Here is a 17,775-nt window from a genome sequence, read left to right as displayed (position 1 = left end):
CTTTATGTTATGGATTAGTGGAGTAGCAGGGATTCGAACCCTGGTCCAGACAAGGAAATTTACGGGCTTTCTACATGCTTAGACTTATTCGGATTGTAGGGAGTTTGCAAGTATAAGTCAAACTTATGCGCCCTCCTTAGATGCTTTGTTTCGCCTGTGCACCACACCTTTGCACAAACTAGTCAATCGAGTCGAAGCCTCTGATGTGCAAGCAGATTCACGAAACCTGCACGAGACTATGGCAATTGCTTAATACCTAGATTAAGCAGCCATGGCGTAGTTGTATTCGCCAGTTATTGTTCGAACGGATTTTTAACAGGTGGTACGTTCATCACCCGACATGCTTACACGCAATCTGCACAAGCTGTCAATTCCGGTCTACCCCAATAAGTAAAAGAACTTCTCTGTTTATACTTCCACAAAGTATACTGCAAAGGTACACTAAATTTACTATACACTGCTGTGGATTCTGTAGTTTAAACGAATTTGCGGGGTTGTTTGGTTTCATTTTATACTTTAAAAACTGCTGGTCACCAAGTATAAATTAGCGGCTGGCTGAGCGGCAAATAAAAAAAGAGCCGGCAACTACCTGCCGGCTCTTAAAAATCAGATACTTACCTAAACTTGTTATTTATCGCTCAACAGGATCGGGAATCTTCTCACATCACTTGCAGATTCGATCATAACAGTATAAGTACCGTTGCTTAATCTGCCTCTGTTAAACTGATGTGTTACTTTATCACCAGCTTTCCCTTTGCCGGTTGCAACGGTCATTATTTCGCCGGTTACCTGGTTTACAAGCTTGATAGCGTAAGCACCATCTTCTTCCAGGGTAAAGTCGATGTTGGCAGAAGAGCTAACCGGGTTAGGGTATACTTTGAAAGTAGGCTCGCTGGCAACAGGGGTTGCATCAGAGCAGCTGCCTAAAGTATAACCACGCTCCAGAGACCTGGCAACGGTGTTAGCATTTACGCAAAGGTCTTTCCCTCTGAAGCACATAGCCACTTTATTACCGCAACGCACATCAAGTACATTAATCGTAACGGATGCAGTGCTGGAGCAACCTGTTTTAGATGCAGTTACCGTGAACGTGTATGTGCCGGCAGCTTTTGGCGTAAATACTGCATTGGCTGTGTTAGCACCTTTCAGGTCTGTGGCTGGGCTCCATGCAAAGCTATTGCTATCGCCTGCTTTTGCAGACAGCGTTACGCTCTGCGGGCCATACCCTATATAGATGGTATTAGCTGGCGCACTGGCTATTGGTGTACCATTAGTTTTTACAGTAATCTGTGGAACGTCGCAAACGATCGGTGCTTCTACTACCTTAATCGTAATCGTTGCATCTTTCACGCAGTTGCCTGTTCTGCCGGTTACTGTATAAGTATACGTACCAACAGCAGTTGCTGTAAACACCGGAGTTGCGCTTTTTGCATCGCTCAGGCCTGTTGCCGGAGTCCATACATAGCTGTCGCTGCCTGTGGCTGTAAGGGTAGCGGTCTGAGGGCCTTTCCCTAAGTAGATGGTGTTTTCAGGCGTTCCTTCTACCGGCGTTCCGTTCAGCGCAAAGCTGATAACCGGCGTCTGGCAGCTTGGGTCTGCAGGAGGCATATCAAATGCTTCTACCTGGTCCGTTCTGCTGGTAGCTAATCCCTGGCTGGCACTGAAACCTAACCCTCTTCGGGCAAAAACAGACCAGATCAGTTGCTGGTTAGCACCACCATAGTTCTGCAGGTCAGCGGCAAGTATGGCGTTACGTGCATCCACAAAGCCCGGGCCGCAAGGCTGCAGTTTCAGGCCGTCGATGATCAGCTGCATGGCCATGTTGTTACCACCCTTACCATTGTACAGGTCAGCATCGTAACCATACTTTTCAATCATAGCCCAGTTCAGATCCCAGATCATAGTAGCCCACACAAAACCGATACCGTGTGGTTGCGATAAAGCAGTGTTATTAGTAGCGCCGTAAGTATACCCGTTGATAGCGAAATCTGTGCTGTATGGTGCCGGGCGGATACCGTTGCCATCAGTTGGCTGGTTCTGCGCATAAGTACCTACTCCTCTTTTATCAGCTGGTTTATCACCTGGCTTCATCGTGATCATCAGACCGAACCAGTCGCTCCAGCCTTCGCCGGCCTGCTCTGCGTTGCCTAAGCAGTTCACAAGGTTAGGCCCACCTGTTAAGCGGATAGAAATACCGTGGCCATACTCATGTGCAATGATGCCATTATCAAAGTCGCCATCCACCTCAGGGCCTGAACCGTTGTTCTGAAGCGATACAGTTACTTCCTGCGAAGCATCAAGTTGCTGTCTGATCTTCAGGCCATCTGTTTTGCTGATCATCACTGCTGGTATGGTTACCGGGCTGGTTGGCGTACCCCCCATAATGATCGGGTCGCCGTCTGCATTGTTGATGACCACAATGGCAATAGCGCCTGCATTTTGTGCATTCAGGGTTTTAACAGCAAAGTCGCATGCCCCTCTGTATACAACAGCAATGTTACCGCTCATGGCAGCTCCGTTCGTATAAGCAGTACAAGCTTCGTCGTTGCTGCCTGTTTCTACCTGTGCCAGTACCAGTTTACCAACTACCGGAGTTGTGGTAAGCGGCTTGCTGAATGATCCTTCAATTGCTTTGTAGTTGCCAGCGATGCCAGATGGCGCGGTTACTTTTAAGATATCAACAGGTGCTTTGCCAGACCACAGGTACATCTGCATTCTTGGTCTGAGGCCGTCTCTTGGAGTAGAGAAGTTAGCATTGTTACGGGTTGTAGCGATGTTTCTGCTATCCTGGGCTTCAGCCTGTACATAGTCACCGCCTAAACCCCCTTTATCGTAGTTGTTTGTCTGGAAGTTACCGCTCAGTTCATCGAATCCGTACTGGTACCACACATCGTGCATCACGTTACTTACATAAAACAGGTTGGTGATCGCTGCATCGCGGTACTCAACCGGCTGCTTTGTGAAATCTACCGGAAAATCAAACAAAAGATCCTGGCCTCCGTCTGTGCTGTAATTTAACCCCGTGATATTGTTGTTATTAGAAGGGTCTTCGTAAGCGTGCACGTTGTTACCGCGTGTAATGGTATACTCGATTGCCGGGGATACCAAGGTAGAGTGCCAGCCGTAAGGCGATGCTTTTGTGTTGATGGAGGAAGTACTGACAAAGCTGCGTGGGCCGTGGCTCGGGCTTTCAACTGGCATGGCATACACATTGTAAGCATTTGCTGTTGGAGCCAAGGCCGCTACAGAAGGTATAAAAGCCGGTGCTTCTACGGTATGGCTGTGCTCACGGTGAAGTGGCGTGCCGGCAGGGCCGTCGTTATCGAACTGGCAATGAACAACCATATTGTCTTTATCCAGCACTTTACCGGTTACAGCATCCAGGCGAATGTTCCACCAGTTTTGCGCATCAAGCTCGTAAATAGATACTTCCCAGGCCAGTTTCAGGCTACCATCTTCCTGTGGCTGGTATACCAGTTTGGCAGGGATGGGCTCTAAAGAAATACCGCCTGTAGAGAACAATACTTCTTTATTTTTGGCATTTGATCTTTCTTTAACAACTAATGGCTGCCTGAGGGAGATACCCAGGTGCTTGGCCGCCGCCGCTACAGCAGCTTCTGCGTTTAAGCCGGGTTGTGTGGTTTTAGCTTTTTGCCTCAGATCCTTTCTGAAACGGTTCCCCATCGATAATACTTTTTCGTCTTTGGTGAGGTTTACATTCGAGACCGCACCGTAAATTTCGATGCCCTCATGTAGCTGCTGCAGGTACACATGGCGTAAACCATTGTGTTTGGTCTGGCTTTCGCTGCTTACACGCATTTCGGCAATGTCAGCTTCAGTCAGATCAAGCTTTTGCCTGTTCTTTTTAATATGCTCTAAAGCACTTTTAGGAATCGGCCGCTCGCCGGGAGTATTCAGCCGCTGGCCAAATACTACATTGCTTCCTAAAAGCAATACAACTAACAACATCAGTTGTACAGTACCGTGTAAAGCTTTTCTCATCGTTATGACTTAGTTTAGTTTAACATTATGTCAATATAAGATTTATAATGATATAACAATTCTAATAACATCTTTACTTTATCAGTTTTACTCACTTTTACCCATTAATAAAGTATAATTTTATATACTAAGTATTATATACAAGCCCAATTAATTTAGCAGATCATTCGTTCTGAAGTATAACTCAAGGGTCAGAAGCCTTTCTTAATATTCCACGTTACTTATCACCCATACCTCAATTACTTTCTTTAAGCTGCGTTATTGGGGTTAAATGCTGCCAGTCGGGTTTATCCAGAGCAGGCAGAAGAAAGTGTTGGTTTTGCATTCCCAACTCCGCTTCAGATTGATTATATTTGTAGTAATGGAAAATTTTGTAGTATCAGCGCGTAAATACCGGCCGGCCACGTTCGATAGCGTGGTGGGCCAGCACCATATAACCAATACCCTGAAGAATGCCATCAGCAGCAACCACCTGGCACAGGCATTCCTGTTCTGCGGGCCGCGTGGCGTTGGCAAGACAACCTGTGCCCGTATCCTGGCCAAAACCATTAACTGCGAAAATATCACCCCGGAAACGGAAGCCTGTAACGAGTGCGAATCGTGCCGCAGCTTTAACTCCAGCAGTTCTTTTAACATCCACGAGCTCGATGCAGCTTCCAACAACTCCGTAGAAGATATCCGGAATTTGGTAGAGCAGGTGCGTTATGCGCCGCAATCCGGTAAGTATAAAATCTATATTATAGATGAGGTGCACATGCTCTCAAACCAGGCTTTTAACGCTTTCCTGAAAACGCTGGAAGAACCGCCTGCCTACGCCATTTTTATACTTGCCACCACCGAGCGTCATAAGATCATCCCAACCATACTTTCGCGCTGCCAGATCTTTGATTTTAACCGCATCAGAGTAGAGGATATGGTGCGCCATTTGGGAAGTATAGCCCAGAAAGAAAGTATACAGGCCGAGCCCGATGCGCTGCACCTGATCTCGCAGAAGGCTGACGGTGCCTTGCGCGACGCCCTTTCTATCTTCGACCAGATGGTCACGTTTTCGGGGAGCAATGTAACTTACAAAGCAACCGTAGAGAACCTGCACATACTGGATTATGATTACTATTTCCGTCTGACTGATTATCTGTTGGCCCAAAACCTGGCGGGTGTTTTATTGCTGTTTGATGAGATCCTGAAAAACGGCTTTGATGCACACAATTTCCTGGCTGGTATTGGCGAACACTTCCGGAGTTTGCTGGTTTGCAAAGATGCAGCTACCATCCAGTTGCTCGAGGTATCGGATAACATTAAAGTAAAGTATGGCGAGCAGGCTGCCAATGCTTCGGTGTCGTTTCTGCTTTCGGGCCTGAACTTGGTAAGTACCTGCGATATGCATTACAAGAGCAGCAAAAACCAACGCCTGCACGTAGAGCTCTGCCTCATGAAAATGGCACACCTGAACGCCGCTTTAAGTTTTGCAGTTGAAGGAGCTGAATCAAAAAAAGCTAAGGTAGCAGCGCCGGCACCCGCCTCTACCCCATCCACAGGTGCCAACGTACAATCGTCAGCCCTGCAGCAAGCTGTTGCAGGCACAGTGCCGTCGGCGGTTTTGCAGCAGCCGCAGCAACAGGGCAATGTGCCTTCCGAAGGCTTGCAACAACCGCCTAAACCGCAACAGGTAACGCCGGATGCGCACATTGCGCCCGTACAGCCACAGCCTCCGGTGCTAACAGCTGCCACTCCGGATAAGAACCGCCCGGCGCTCCCGCCCCAGAAAAAGCTGAGCAAACTGCCGAGCCTGAAAACTATTCAGTCGGAAGCTGCCGCAGCCCCAGAAACCGCCACAGTGGTGGAAGAGGAAACCGATAATTACGGCGCTTTCGTGCCTGTAGATGAAGCGCGTCTTAAAACGATCTGGCATGCGATCCTGCGCCGCAAGAAGGCCGAAAATATGATGGAGTACACGCTCCTGAACCGCAACTACCACATCAGCGATGATAACGAACTGACCCTGCACCTCGAAAACCACGTGATGCTGGCCCAGTTTACAACGCTGCGCCCTATCCTGCTTTCAGAATTAAGAAAAGAACTCGGCAACAAAAGTATAAAACTGAAGGCGGAGGTAATTGAATTGCAGGACGAAAACAAACTGTATACCTCGCAGGATAAATTTAACTACCTGGCTGATAAATTTCCGGTGTTGGTTGACTTAAAACAACGTTTGGGCCTTGATACTGATTTCTAAATCAGAAAAAAGTCTATATTTATAGTCTTATATACCAATCTCAACCTTATGACAAAACAAAAAGGCACTTCTTTGTTGCTGCTTGCGCTGGGTCTTAGCTTTACACAATGCAAAAACGAAACCTACCAGACGCAATCCGCAACTGATGGAGCGGCTGTAACAGCAACTCAGAAAGAATATACTTACGAAACTGCCCCAAACGACCCGCTGAATGCCCGCATTTATACCTTGAGCAATGGCCTGAAAGTATACCTGACAGACTATGAAGATGCGCCCCGCGTGCAGACCTTTATTGCTGTAAGAGCAGGCGCCAAAAACGACCCTGCCGATGCAACCGGACTTGCCCACTACTTGGAGCACATGGTATTTAAGGGCACATCGGAACTGGGCACGCAGAACTGGGGAAAAGAAAAAGTTGAGCTGGATAAGATCGAAGCCCTTTACGAAAAGTACAGAGCGACTAAAGACGAAACAGCCCGCAAAAAGATCTATGCGCAGATCGACTCCGTGTCGGGTGTAGCGGCCACGTACGCAGTCGCGAACGAGTATGATAAGATTTTAGGTGCCATCGGGGCAAAAGGAACAAACGCGTATACTTGGGTAGACCAGACCGTGTATGTAAACGACATCCCGAGCAACCAGCTAGAGCGTTGGTTAGAACTGGAAGCGGACCGTTTTGCCGATATGGTGCCACGTATTTTCCATACAGAACTCGAGGCTGTTTATGAAGAAAAAAACCGTACCCTGGATAATGACGGCTGGAAAGTACAGGAGGCGATCAGCGCAGCCCTTTTCCCTACACACCAGTATGGTTCGCAAAGCACCATCGGCACCATAGAGCACCTAAAAAATCCGTCCATCACCGAAATCAAAAAGTATTACACCAAATACTATGTTCCCAACAACATGGCAATTGCCATGAGCGGCGACATTGATTTCGACCAGACCATCCGCTTAATTGATAAATACTGGGGAAGTATGGAAAAGAAGCCTGAGCCTGCATTTGATGTGACGCAGGAGCAGCCGATCCAAAAACCGATCGTGAAAGAAATACTTGGCCCGGACGCTGAGAACATTTCCATCGCTTTCCGTACGCCTGCCATCAACGACAAGGATGCTATCGTGATCGAAATGATCTCTGACCTGCTGTATAACGGCCAGGCTGGCTTGGTTGACCTGAACCTGAACCAGCAGCAGAAAGTGTTACAGGCCTATGCGTACGACACCCCGATGAAAGACTACGGCATGTTCCGGATGACGGGTATGCCACGCCAGGGTCAGACGCTTGACCAGGTACGCGACCTCTTGCTGGGGCAACTGGACATGATCAAGAAAGGTAACTTCGACGAGTCTCTGATTCAGGCTGTAGTTAACAACGACAAGATCAATACCATGAAAGCGTATGAAGATAACAGCAACCGCGCTGATGCTTTTGTAACGGCTTTTATTTATGACATGCCGTGGCAGAAATTTGTGAGCCGCCCGGCTGCGTTTGCCAGTATAACCAAGCAGGATGTAATGGCTGTTGCCAACAAATACTTCGGTAACAACTATGTGCTTGTTTACAAAAAAACCGGCAAAGACCCCAACGCACAAAAAGTAGAGAAACCTGCTATTACACCGGTAGCGGTTAACCGCGATGTACAATCCGAATACTACAAGCAGTTTATGGCCAAAGAAGCAGCGCCGTTACGGCCTGTTTTCATAGACTATAGCAAAGACCTGGTAGAGACCACGATGAAGCAGAACATCCCGGTTATCTATACCAAGAACAAAGACAACGGCCTGTTCCAGTTATACTACATCCTGGATATGGGTACCAACAACGACCAGAAACTGGGCATGGCGGTAAACTACCTCAAGTACCTGGGCACCGACAAGTATACCGCCGAAGAACTGCAGAAAGAGTTTTACAAGCTGGGTACTTCGTTTGATGTGTTCTCTTCCGGCGATCAGATACATATCAGCCTGACCGGTTTGGATGAGAACTTTGAGCAAGGCCTCAACCTGTTCGAAAGTATACTTGCCAACGCAAAGCCAAACCAGCAAGCCCTGAACGACATGGTAGCCGGGATGCTGAAAGCACGCGAAGATGCCAAGAAGAATAAAGGCGTTATCCTGCAGCAGGCAATGGTTAACTATGCCAAGTATGGCGCTAAGAATCCGTTCAATACAAACCTTTCAGAAAAACAACTGAAGGCTGTAAAGCCACAGGAACTGGTAAGCATTATCAAAAGCATCCCAACTTATGAGCACCGCGTTTTATACTATGGCCCACGCGAAACAGATAAGCTGGTAGCAACACTTAACGCCGGCCACAATGTACCGGCTACATTAAAGCCTGTGCCAGCCGAGAAAGTATACAAAGAAGTAGACTTTGCACAGCCAACTGTTTACTGGGCAGATTACAACATGGTGCAGGCCGAAATGCTGTTCCTGAGCAAGTCTGTAGCTTATAACAAGGATATTGTGCCGGTAGTACGTTTGTATAATGAGTATATGGGCGGCATCGTGTTCCAGGATCTGCGTGAGTCTAAAGCACTGGCTTACTCTACTTACTCGTCGTACGCTACTGCTGCTAAAAAAGACCGCGCCAATTACCTGCAGTCTTACATCGGGGCGCAGTCTGATAAACTGGCTGAAGCGATGGCTGGTATGCAGGCTCTTTTAACGGATATGCCACTGGCAGATGCGAACTTCCAGAACGCGGTAGCCTCTTTAAAGAACAGCATCTCAACAGAACGCATCACACGGTCTGATGTGCTGTTTAACTACGAGCGTGCCAAGCGTTTAGGCCTGACTTACGACATCCGTAAAGATGTATACCAGAGCGCGAACACCATGACGTTCGACCAACTGAAGGAGTTCCAGCATAAGTATGTGAAAGGCCAGCCACAGGTTATACTTGTGATCGGTTCTAAAGACAAACTCAACTTTAAAGAACTCGAAAAGTATGGCAAAGTGAAGCAGCTAAACCTGACGGAGCTGTTCGGGTATTAATATTCAAATGTTAGACGCTGGATTTTAGACACCAGACTTTTGCAAAAGCGGCAACCATACTTTGGTTGCCGCTTTTGTTTTATACTTTTATCTGACTTCTATTTTATATTTGTCTAGTATCTGAAATAACAGGTATACTTCATCTTTAAACGCAGGTAAAAAGGTAGATCATAGGTAGAAACTTATTTTACTTAATCTGCATAATCGCTGCAATGGTTTCTATACCTTCCCATAGGTAACCGATTCTGACGTTCTCATTTTCAGCATGCTGGTTATTGTCGTAATTTACGATGGGTACGGTGATAACCTTGGTTTCCAGTATTTCCTCGAACAAGTATAAAGGCAGGCTACCCCCCATTGTCGGAATAAGTACCAGCGGTTCTTTTATAGTGGATTGCACAGCAGCCTGCACACTCCTGGAAATAGGCAGGTCCATGGGCGTACGCTGTGCGTTGTAGCCATGCTTTACTTCTACCTTTATCAGGTTGGCATACTTGCTTCGTTCCTCTTCCGTTGGCTCAGTGGTAACCACATGGTAGCCTTCGCTTTTGATATGATCGATTACTTTCTGAGCCTGCTTTCGATGATCGTTACCCTTTACTAAGCGCAGGTCCAGGGCGACTTCTGCTTTTGTAGGGATAATATTACCTGCCAGCGCTCCTACGTTAGCACTTTGTATGCCATTTATGTTAAGCGTAGGTATCATAACCCCTTCCATTAAGGATCTTTCCGAATTTTCAGGAGTATGCACGCCTAGTTCCTTTTTAAGCAGGACATCCTGATCTGGTATCTGTGCCATGGCTTTCTTTTCGGAAGATGTAAGTGGTGTTACGTCATCATAAAAACCTTTGATCAATACGTTGCCTTTATTATCTTTCATCGAAGCCAGCAGCTGTACCATTTTCAGGGCGGGGTTTGGAGCCCAGTTGCCGTAGTTGCCACTGTGCAGTGGCCGTTTTGCGCCATATGTGGTTAATGCCATATTTACGTCGCCACGCACCCCAAATACAATCGTCTTTTTCCCGGACACATGTCGCGGTCCGTCTACAACGATCCAGGAATCGGCCTGTAGCTTGGCTTTGTGCTTCTTGAAAATCTCGTCTAAGTGGATGGAGCCAACTTCTTCCTCTCCTTCAAATAAGAACTTGATATTTACCTGAAGCTTTTTACCGGTTTTTACCAGCGCCTCATATGCATTTATGATCGCCATCACGCCCGCTTTGTCATCTGCGGAGCCTCTGCCTGCGATGCGCCACTCCGGGTTAATGGCGTCTCCGTTTTTGTAAGGGCCCATTATCTTTCCGCCGTTCTCAAGTGATCCTGTAAGCAAAACAGGCTTAAACGGATCAAGCCCTTCGTGCCATTGTTTTGGGTTTACAGGCTGCCCGTCGTAGTGCGCATAAAAGCCAAGGGTTTTGGTGGCACCGGGTGTTTTTATTTCGCCGAATACTGCCGGAGTAACGCCGGGCGTGGTTCCGTTGAGCAGTTCTGCTTTTATACCTTTGCGCTCCATCATCTCCTGAATAAAAGCTGCGTTTTTCCTGATATTAACAGTATCCGTAGAAACATTGGGAATGGACAGAAACTGAATGTATTCTTCCATCAGCTTTTTGTCGTTCTTGCTTACATACTGCTGTATGGTCTGTGCCTGCACAGCAGCCCCTGCAGAAACCGCGAAAAGCAGTACAGGAAAAAACTTGTAAATATTCTTCATCATCAGGAAATAGCGTTAAGATTAAGATCTAATTTATAATAGCTTATGCTAATATAGTTATCTATTTTATTGTTTTTGTAGTTTATTGCTTAAGCTGTTGTTATACTTGTTAATATATAAAAATCAATGCTTTACAAACGCTGCGTTGCCGGGCACGACAGTACTGCAATTTTCCGGTTTTCAGCAGTATCCGTAAGGTGTTATATGTTATCCATCCTGATTTACCAGAGACTTTTATGAGACTTCTATTAACTTTTCTGATGTGTGCGACGGCCTGCTGCACAGCTTATGCTCAAAACAAAACCTCCTCCTTTAGAAAGCCCCCTGCACTAAATGCTATAAAGCAAGAAGACCTGAAGCGCGACCTTTTTGAGCTGGCAAGTGATGATATGCGTGGCAAAAGGGCAGGCACGCAGGACGAGCTACGTGCCGCAGCCTGGGTTGCCGAACAAGCCCGCAAAGCCGGGCTACAACCTGCCGGCGACGACGGAACATACTTCCAGTTCTTCCCGCTAAGGCGCACTACCGTAGCCGATAACAGCACAATCAGTATAAACGGGAAGCCTGCTACATTATGGAAAAATGCCTGGTTAACAACGCCAGTAGAAAGCAAACTGGAAGCACCTGTTATGTGGCTGAAAAGTATGGCCGATACAACGGCAAGTTTAAAAGGCAAAACAGTAGCGATGCACCTGTTGCCCCCAGCAAAGCTTCCGGCCAAAGGCATGAGTTTATGGACATACCGTTATGTTTTGTCTGCGCTCAGGCAACAGACGGATATCTTAAAACGGCAGGGTGTTGCAGCTATTTTTCTGGTTACCGACTCTAAAACCGAGGCTGATGCCAACTTTTTTGGCCATGCTATGGAAGAAGGAATCTATCAACTGGAAGGTACGGCTCCGGCGCCAAATCTGGATGCCGCACCCGTTATACTTGTTCGACAAGCCTGGGCAAGCGACTTACAGCAACCCAATGCGAAGATAGCAGCGCACCTCAGGGCCGATAGTTATACGTACCCGTCTGTAAATGTAATAGCCATAGCGTCCGGTACGGATAAAACTTTAAAACAGGAACACGTGCTGTTCAGCAGCCACCACGACCACGATGGCGTAGGCATACCTGTAGCCGGCGACTCTATCTGGAATGGGGCCGACGACAATGCGACAGTAAGTGTTGCGCTCCTGGCTATCGGCAGGGCCTGGGTACAGAAACCCGGCAAAAGAAGCGCCTTGTTTGTGTGGCATGGTGCCGAAGAGCGTGGCCTGTACGGGTCCAGGTTTTATGTGCAGCAGCCTACGGTAAAAAAGGAGTCTATTGTAGCCGTTTTAAATGCTGATATGATCGGCAGAAACGCACCGGATTCTGCTGCCTTATTGGGATCTATTCTGCCGCATCGTAACTCTGAGCAACTGGTAAATATGGCCCTTAATGCCAACCAGCAACTCACCAAGTTCAAGCTCGATACCAAATGGGACCAGGCCAGCCACCCCGAGCGCTGGTATTACCGCAGCGACCACCTTCCGTATGCACAAGCCGGTATTCCAGCACTCTTCTTTACCACGCTTCTTCACCCAGATTACCATACACCAGGCGATGAAGCCGAGAAAATCGATATCGAAAAGCTGACCAAGATGACGCAATGGATGTACGCCACTGGCTGGGCTGTTTCCGATACGCCTGCCCGCCCTGCCGTTGATAAGGGCGCTAATGTAGGCGTGCGTTAGCATATATTTTATACTTTGTTTTTAAAGTATAGCTTGCTACAAAAGCTTGTTGGTTTAACTGACCAATAAATGCTGTTTGACTGGCTTGCAGTAATTTAGTTGTTTGAGCATCATATTGAATTTCAAAGTATAAACAAGAAGCGGCAGCCATACTTTGGCTGCCGCTTCTTGTTTATACTTTGAATCTTGTAAATACCTTTTGCTGGTGCAGACTTGTAGCTCGTACTAACCTGAAAAATCCTCTACATGCCCTCTACATGATGCCAGTTTGTAACTGGCATTTATCAACTTAGAAGTATAACATCTACCATTCCTTTTCCTCCTGTATAATCTATTGCTCTACTATAAGGATAATCCTTTGGCTCCCATATAATACCAGCTTCTACTGGGTTGTTATGAATATAAGTAAGCTTCTGCTCTATCAGGAAATTTGAGTTTAGCTCGATAGGTTGGTTGTGCTGCTGCCAGAACTGGAAATCCTTATTATTAATATTGCGCTTTCCTGCACGCTTAAACATCCAGAGCATCCATTCTTTGCGGCTTTCCTGGGGGTTATCGGCAATGGCCTTTACTATTGTTTTGGAAGTATGTTTTTTCAGGTCGCGGATAATGCCGGATTGGTTTTCAGTTTCAGAGCCGATGATCAGATGAATGTGGTTAGACATGATGCACCAAGCCGTATACTTCCAATCCTTTGTTCTGAATGCAATAATTCAGGCTGTCAACTATAATATCTTTGTAGGCCGGTCTGGTTAATACATCTATCCAGTTTACAGTGGCAAACGAAATAAAATGTAGTTTACTCTGGTCGCTGATCTTATAGTTTCGGCTCATGGTATGCTATACGAACATACCGCCAGTTTGAGCGAAGCGGTAACTGGTGGTTGAGATTGGTGCCAGTTTGTAACTGGCGAAAGTATGGATTTTGATTAGTATGCCAGTTACAAACTGGCATCATGGGTAGCCACAAGTTGCACTAACGCTAAACTTGCGGCATGTGGAGGATTTAGAAATCGGAGTACCCGCTAGATTTGTGATAACTTTACTCATAAAAAAGGCTGCCCAATCTCTCAGGCAGCCTTTACTTTTTATACTTTGATTATACTTAGAAACCAGCCAGAATGCTGTTAAGCGTTTCGCTTGGACGCATGGCTTTTTCTGTTTTTTGCATATCCGGGTGGTAGTAACCGCCCATATCTACAGGTTTGCCTTGAGCTGCGATCTGCTCGTCTACAATCTTCTGCTCGTTATCTGTTAATGCTTTCGCGAAGGCCGAGAACTTGTCTTTCAGTTCCTGGTTTGTAGTTTGCTCGGCAAGTGCCTGTGCCCAGTATAAGGCCAGGTAGAAGTGGCTGCCACGGTTATCGATACCACCTACTTTGCGCGAAGGCGATTTGTCATTCTCCAGGAATTTGCCGTTAGCCTGGTTCAGCGTTTCAGCCAGCACTTGGGCTTTTTCGTTTTTGGTTTTGTACGCCAGATCTTCCAGCGATACGGCCAGCGCTAAAAACTCGCCAAGCGAATCCCAACGCAGGTAATTTTCTTCAGCGAACTGTTGCACGTGCTTTGGCGCAGAGCCACCGGCACCAGTCTCGAACAAGCCACCACCATCAAGCAACGGCACAATCGAAAGCATTTTAGCGCTTGTACCCAGCTCCAGAATCGGGAAAAGGTCTGTTAAATAATCGCGCAGTACGTTTCCTGTTACCGAAATAGTGTCTTCACCAGCTTTGGCGCGCTCGCAAGTATAACGCATCGCTTCTACCGGCGACATGATCTTAATTTCAAGGCCGTTGGTGTCGTGGTCCTGTAAGTATTTTTCTACTTTTTTGATCAGGTTGGCATCGTGGGCGCGCTGTGCATCCAGCCAGAAAATAGCTGGCGTGTTGGTAATGCGGGCTCTTGTTACGGCCAGTTTCACCCAGTCCTGAACCGGCAAGTCTTTGGTCTGGCACATTCTCCAGATATCACCTTCTTCTACGTTATGCTCCATCAGCGTATTACCGGCAGCATCCACTACGTGTATTTTTCCGCTTTCTGCTAACTGGAATGTCTTATCATGTGAGCCATACTCTTCTGCTTTCTGCGCCATCAAACCAATGTTTGGCACCGTACCCATGGTGGTTACATCGAAAGCGCCATTCTCTTTATGGAATTTGATCACTTCTTGGTAAATACCGGCATAGCTGCGGTCCGGGATAATGGCTTTTGTATCGTGCAGTTTGCCATCGGTTCCCCACATTTTACCCGACGAACGGATAGCAGCCGGCATGGAGGCATCAATGATCACATCGCTTGGCACGTGCAGGTTGGTAATGCCTTTGTCAGAATCTACCATCGCCAGTTCCGGGCGGTTGGCATAAGCTGCTTTCAGATCGGCTTCAATTTCTTCGCGTTGGGCATCCGGCAAGGTTTTGATCTTGGCGTACACATCGCCTAAACCGTTGTTGGCATCTACACCAATTTGTTCGAATGTGGCGGCGTGCTTCTCGAATACATCCTTAAAGAAAACCGTGACTGCGTGCCCGAACATAATAGGATCGGATACTTTCATCATGGTTGCCTTCAGGTGCAGCGACAGTAAAACACCGGCTTCTTTTGCATCCGAAATCTCTTTTTCGAAGAAAGCGCGCAAGGCTTTTTTGCTCATCACAGACGCATCTATAATTTCGCCGGCCTTCAGTTTCAAGCCTTCTTTCAGGGTTTTTGTACTTCCGTCTGCGCCAACGAATTCGATCTTCACTTCGCCGGCTTGCTCTACGGTAACAGATTTTTCGCTGCCATAAAAGTCGCCTTCGGTCATGTGGGCTACGTGCGTTTTAGAATCAGCAGACCAGGCTCCCATGGAGTGCGGGTTCTTTTTAGCATATTCTTTTACCGGATCGGCTACTCTTCTGTCAGAGTTTCCTTCTCTTAAAACCGGGTTTACAGCGCTGCCCAGTACTTTAGCATAACGTGCTTTTGTTTCTTTTTCAGCATCGTTCTGCGGGTCTGCAGGGTAATCCGGAATTTTATAGCCTTGCGCCTGTAACTCTTTTATAGCAGCCGTCAGCTGTGGAATAGAAGCACTTATGTTGGGTAATTTGATGATGTTTGCCTCCGGTGTCTTTGCCAGATCGCCCAAATAAGCCAGGTCATCGTTCTGCTTCTGTTCTTCGGTTAAGTTCTCAGGGAAAGTAGCCAAAATACGGCCTGCAAGTGAAATATCTCTAGTTTCTACTTCGATGCCAGCTGCTTTGGTAAACGTTTTTACGATCGGTAAAAAGGAATGTGTGGCAAGCGCAGGTGCTTCGTCGGTTATGGTGTAAACAATTTTAGCTGTCTTTGTTGTCATGTTTTCTTTTGTTTAAAGCTATGTTACTACTCCAAAAGGCGGCAGTAACAGGTATCTGTAACAAATATAAGAGTCTTTTTGATAATGGAGCGCGTAGCAGCAGGTTTCCTGAGCTTCATACAAGCCCGGCTTCGGAAAGTATAGCTTGGCTGCGTACTTTTTTGTGTTGCATGAGAGCCCGGATTTATACTTTAAAAAGCAGCAAAGTATAAACGAAGGTTATCTTAAATTTATACTTTGCTGCTCTCCTATTAGCTTGTTATTCCTGGCGCAAGGCGTGCTGCTTTTTAGGCTCCAGGTATTTGCGGTACCAATCGGTGGCAAGTTGGGCGGCCATTTCGAGGGCACCGGGTTCTTCAAATAAATGCGTGGCATCGGGTACCAGTTGTAGGTCTTTTATACATTGTAATCTGTCCTGCGCTGTCTTATTGAAATCAAGCACTTCTTCATCTCTCCCTCCCATAATCAGCAAGGTGGGTGATGCTACATCAGGCAAAACGGCATCTGCCAGATCTGGGCGGCCTCCGCGGCTAACGACTGCGCCTACAATATCGCTGCCCAACGCTGCGGCTGCACTTAGCGCAACGGCTGCTCCGGTACTTGCCCCGAAAAACCCGATGTTAAAATCCCTGGTTTCGTCGTGTTGTTGCAACCAGTTCACGGCGCTTATCAGGCGTTCGGTTAGCAAAGTGATGGCAGGGGCGTTCTGGTCTGCGCTTTCTTCAGGCGTAAGGAGATCTATCAGCAGTGTAGCAAATCGGGAGTGCTGTAAATGTTCGGCTACAAACATATTGCGCGGGTTGTTCCGATTTCGGCCGGTGCCCTGCAAAAGTATAACCAGCCCCTTCGGGTTTTCGGGTATCATCAGGTCGCCTGTAAGCTGGGCATTCTCCACATCCATCTGAACGCTGTTATTGAAAGTATATTCCGGCATGATCGTAATTTAAAATTAAGTAGATCCCCTGTTCGCTGCGGGGAAATGCAGCCTCTCAATTTACGCCTGCAGGTAGCTAAAGTTCTTGCTGAGCTGCACCTAACAACCGCCAACACGTAGGACGTTTGAAAGCAACTCCCATGAGAAATCTGCTGTTTATACTTTTTATACTTTGCGCAGCCTGCAACAAGCCGCAACCGGATGCCGCAGCGAATTCCGAACGCCCGCAAGCACCTCAATCAACGCAGGAAAGTATAACTAAACCCGATACAGCCGACTTTGCCACCGCTTTTGAGGATTTCCTGACTGCCCTGCAAACTTCCGATACGGCAAGTATAAACCTATTCATCCATCCAAAATACGGCCTTTGGATAATAGAACAGTCGGGCGCCATGCCTAAAATGACACACGTAACCGTCATTTCAGATTTTAAGCGCACGTATCGGAGCAGGTCCTTTTTTACAGTTGCCGAAGAAGTCAAAACCTGCAACCTGACTGCGGAAGTATGGCCGGCATTTGATTGCGGTGAAATGAATTACGAAGCCGGGAAATCAGGTTACAGCAAAGACGGTTGTTTTGTAGCCGGCCCCGCTAAGTTCAGGCAAAGTGGCTACTGGTATTACGCCAGCTTGTCAGATGCTGAAGTTGATCGTATAAAAACCACTTTACCGCACGTTCAGAAATCCGTGCTGCATACGGCAACTTCTTTTGAGTTTCATTTCGGTTTTGCTGACGGCAATTGGTACCTGCTCTTTGCCAAGCTCATTTACCCGTGCAGCGCTTAGGTTTAATTTTGAATTTTGAATAACTGAATTTTGAATATCAGGATGAATA

At 47.1% G+C, this 17,775-nt stretch carries 11 protein-coding genes and 1 other RNA gene; 4 read left to right on the top strand and 8 right to left on the bottom strand.

Annotated elements, in window-relative coordinates; translation table 11 throughout:
• Nucleotides 1-15: 15 nt before the first annotated feature.
• Nucleotides 16-385, bottom strand: a transfer-messenger RNA (tmRNA) gene (gene ssrA / locus DP923_RS10100).
• Nucleotides 386-627: 242 nt separating this feature from the next.
• Nucleotides 628-4,002 (bottom strand): T9SS-dependent M36 family metallopeptidase, encoded by a 3,375-nt coding sequence (locus DP923_RS10095; RefSeq protein WP_112305744.1) that lies wholly within the window; start codon nucleotides 4,000-4,002, stop codon nucleotides 628-630.
• Between the two features lie 361 nt (nucleotides 4,003-4,363).
• Here DP923_RS10095 and DP923_RS10090 point away from each other — a divergent pair, with 361 nt between their 5' ends.
• Together DP923_RS10090 and DP923_RS10085 are read left to right on the top strand one after the other, a co-directional pair.
• A complete protein-coding gene (locus DP923_RS10090) occupies nucleotides 4,364-6,235 on the top strand; it encodes a DNA polymerase III subunit gamma/tau (protein WP_112306229.1) in 1,872 nt (623 codons plus the stop codon).
• Between the two features lie 48 nt (nucleotides 6,236-6,283).
• The gene (locus DP923_RS10085; RefSeq protein ID WP_112305743.1) at nucleotides 6,284-9,235 is read left to right on the top strand and encodes a M16 family metallopeptidase; all 2,952 of its coding nucleotides are present in this window, start codon (nucleotides 6,284-6,286) and stop codon (nucleotides 9,233-9,235) included.
• A gap of 187 nt (nucleotides 9,236-9,422) precedes the next feature.
• Here the strand turns inward: DP923_RS10085 and DP923_RS10080 are convergent, their stop codons facing one another.
• Nucleotides 9,423-10,952: a M20/M25/M40 family metallo-hydrolase gene (locus tag DP923_RS10080; RefSeq protein WP_239021000.1), complete on the bottom strand. Its 1,530-nt coding sequence runs from the start codon at nucleotides 10,950-10,952 to the stop codon at nucleotides 9,423-9,425.
• A 233-nt stretch (nucleotides 10,953-11,185) separates the two neighbouring features.
• On the opposite strand from DP923_RS10080, the gene DP923_RS10075 reads away from it, so the two are divergent.
• Entirely contained in the window at nucleotides 11,186-12,673 is a 1,488-nt protein-coding gene (locus tag DP923_RS10075; protein WP_112305741.1) for a M28 family peptidase, read from the top strand.
• Here the strand turns inward: DP923_RS10075 and DP923_RS16695 are convergent.
• From DP923_RS16695 to DP923_RS10060, 5 genes are all read right to left on the bottom strand, one after another.
• Complete coding sequence (locus DP923_RS16695; protein WP_165838173.1) at nucleotides 12,654-12,824, bottom strand: hypothetical protein; 171 nt, start codon at nucleotides 12,822-12,824, stop codon at nucleotides 12,654-12,656. The two genes, DP923_RS10075 and DP923_RS16695, sit on opposite strands and share 20 nt — an antisense overlap.
• 133 nt (nucleotides 12,825-12,957) lie before the next feature.
• Nucleotides 12,958-13,338: a transposase gene (locus DP923_RS10070; protein WP_317047276.1), complete on the bottom strand. Its 381-nt coding sequence runs from the start codon at nucleotides 13,336-13,338 to the stop codon at nucleotides 12,958-12,960.
• On the bottom strand, nucleotides 13,331-13,507 hold the full coding sequence (locus tag DP923_RS16900) for a hypothetical protein (protein ID WP_317047275.1): 177 nt from the start codon (nucleotides 13,505-13,507) through the stop codon (nucleotides 13,331-13,333). Before DP923_RS16900 ends, DP923_RS10070 begins: the two co-directional genes overlap by 8 nt.
• Before the next feature lie 271 nt (nucleotides 13,508-13,778).
• Nucleotides 13,779-16,007: an NADP-dependent isocitrate dehydrogenase gene (locus DP923_RS10065; protein ID WP_112305740.1), complete on the bottom strand. Its 2,229-nt coding sequence runs from the start codon at nucleotides 16,005-16,007 to the stop codon at nucleotides 13,779-13,781.
• Nucleotides 16,008-16,266: 259 nt separating this feature from the next.
• On the bottom strand, nucleotides 16,267-16,941 hold the full coding sequence (locus DP923_RS10060; protein WP_112305739.1) for a dienelactone hydrolase family protein: 675 nt from the start codon (nucleotides 16,939-16,941) through the stop codon (nucleotides 16,267-16,269).
• A gap of 140 nt (nucleotides 16,942-17,081) precedes the next feature.
• On the opposite strand from DP923_RS10060, the gene DP923_RS10055 reads away from it, so the two are divergent.
• Nucleotides 17,082-17,726, top strand: a complete 645-nt coding sequence (locus DP923_RS10055) for a hypothetical protein (protein WP_112305738.1) — start codon at nucleotides 17,082-17,084, stop codon at nucleotides 17,724-17,726.
• Nucleotides 17,727-17,775 lie beyond the last annotated feature (49 nt).

The sequence above is a fragment of the Pontibacter arcticus genome (genome assembly GCF_003284895.1).
Classification (GTDB): Bacteria; Bacteroidota; Bacteroidia; order Cytophagales; family Hymenobacteraceae; genus Pontibacter; species Pontibacter arcticus.
This window is presented reverse-complemented; position numbering and strand designations above follow the sequence as displayed.

Bases quoted from the DNA above. Each gene is read 5' to 3' on its own strand.
- DP923_RS10080 (WP_239021000.1), bottom strand. From the start codon at position 10,952: ATGATGAAGAATATTTACAAGTTTTTTCCTGTACTGCTTTTCGCGGTT.
- DP923_RS10065 (WP_112305740.1), bottom strand. From the start codon at position 16,007: ATGACAACAAAGACAGCTAAAATTGTTTACACCATAACCGACGAAGCA.
- DP923_RS10085 (WP_112305743.1), top strand. From the start codon at position 6,284: ATGACAAAACAAAAAGGCACTTCTTTGTTGCTGCTTGCGCTGGGTCTT.
- DP923_RS10090 (WP_112306229.1), top strand. From the start codon at position 4,364: ATGGAAAATTTTGTAGTATCAGCGCGTAAATACCGGCCGGCCACGTTC.
- DP923_RS10070 (WP_317047276.1), bottom strand. From the start codon at position 13,338: ATGTCTAACCACATTCATCTGATCATCGGCTCTGAAACTGAAAACCAA.
- DP923_RS10060 (WP_112305739.1), bottom strand. From the start codon at position 16,941: ATGCCGGAATATACTTTCAATAACAGCGTTCAGATGGATGTGGAGAAT.
- DP923_RS10075 (WP_112305741.1), top strand. From the start codon at position 11,186: ATGAGACTTCTATTAACTTTTCTGATGTGTGCGACGGCCTGCTGCACA.
- DP923_RS16695 (WP_165838173.1), bottom strand. From the start codon at position 12,824: ATGGCTGCCGCTTCTTGTTTATACTTTGAAATTCAATATGATGCTCAA.
- DP923_RS10055 (WP_112305738.1), top strand. From the start codon at position 17,082: ATGAGAAATCTGCTGTTTATACTTTTTATACTTTGCGCAGCCTGCAAC.
- DP923_RS10095 (WP_112305744.1), bottom strand. From the start codon at position 4,002: ATGAGAAAAGCTTTACACGGTACTGTACAACTGATGTTGTTAGTTGTA.
- DP923_RS16900 (WP_317047275.1), bottom strand. From the start codon at position 13,507: ATGAGCCGAAACTATAAGATCAGCGACCAGAGTAAACTACATTTTATT.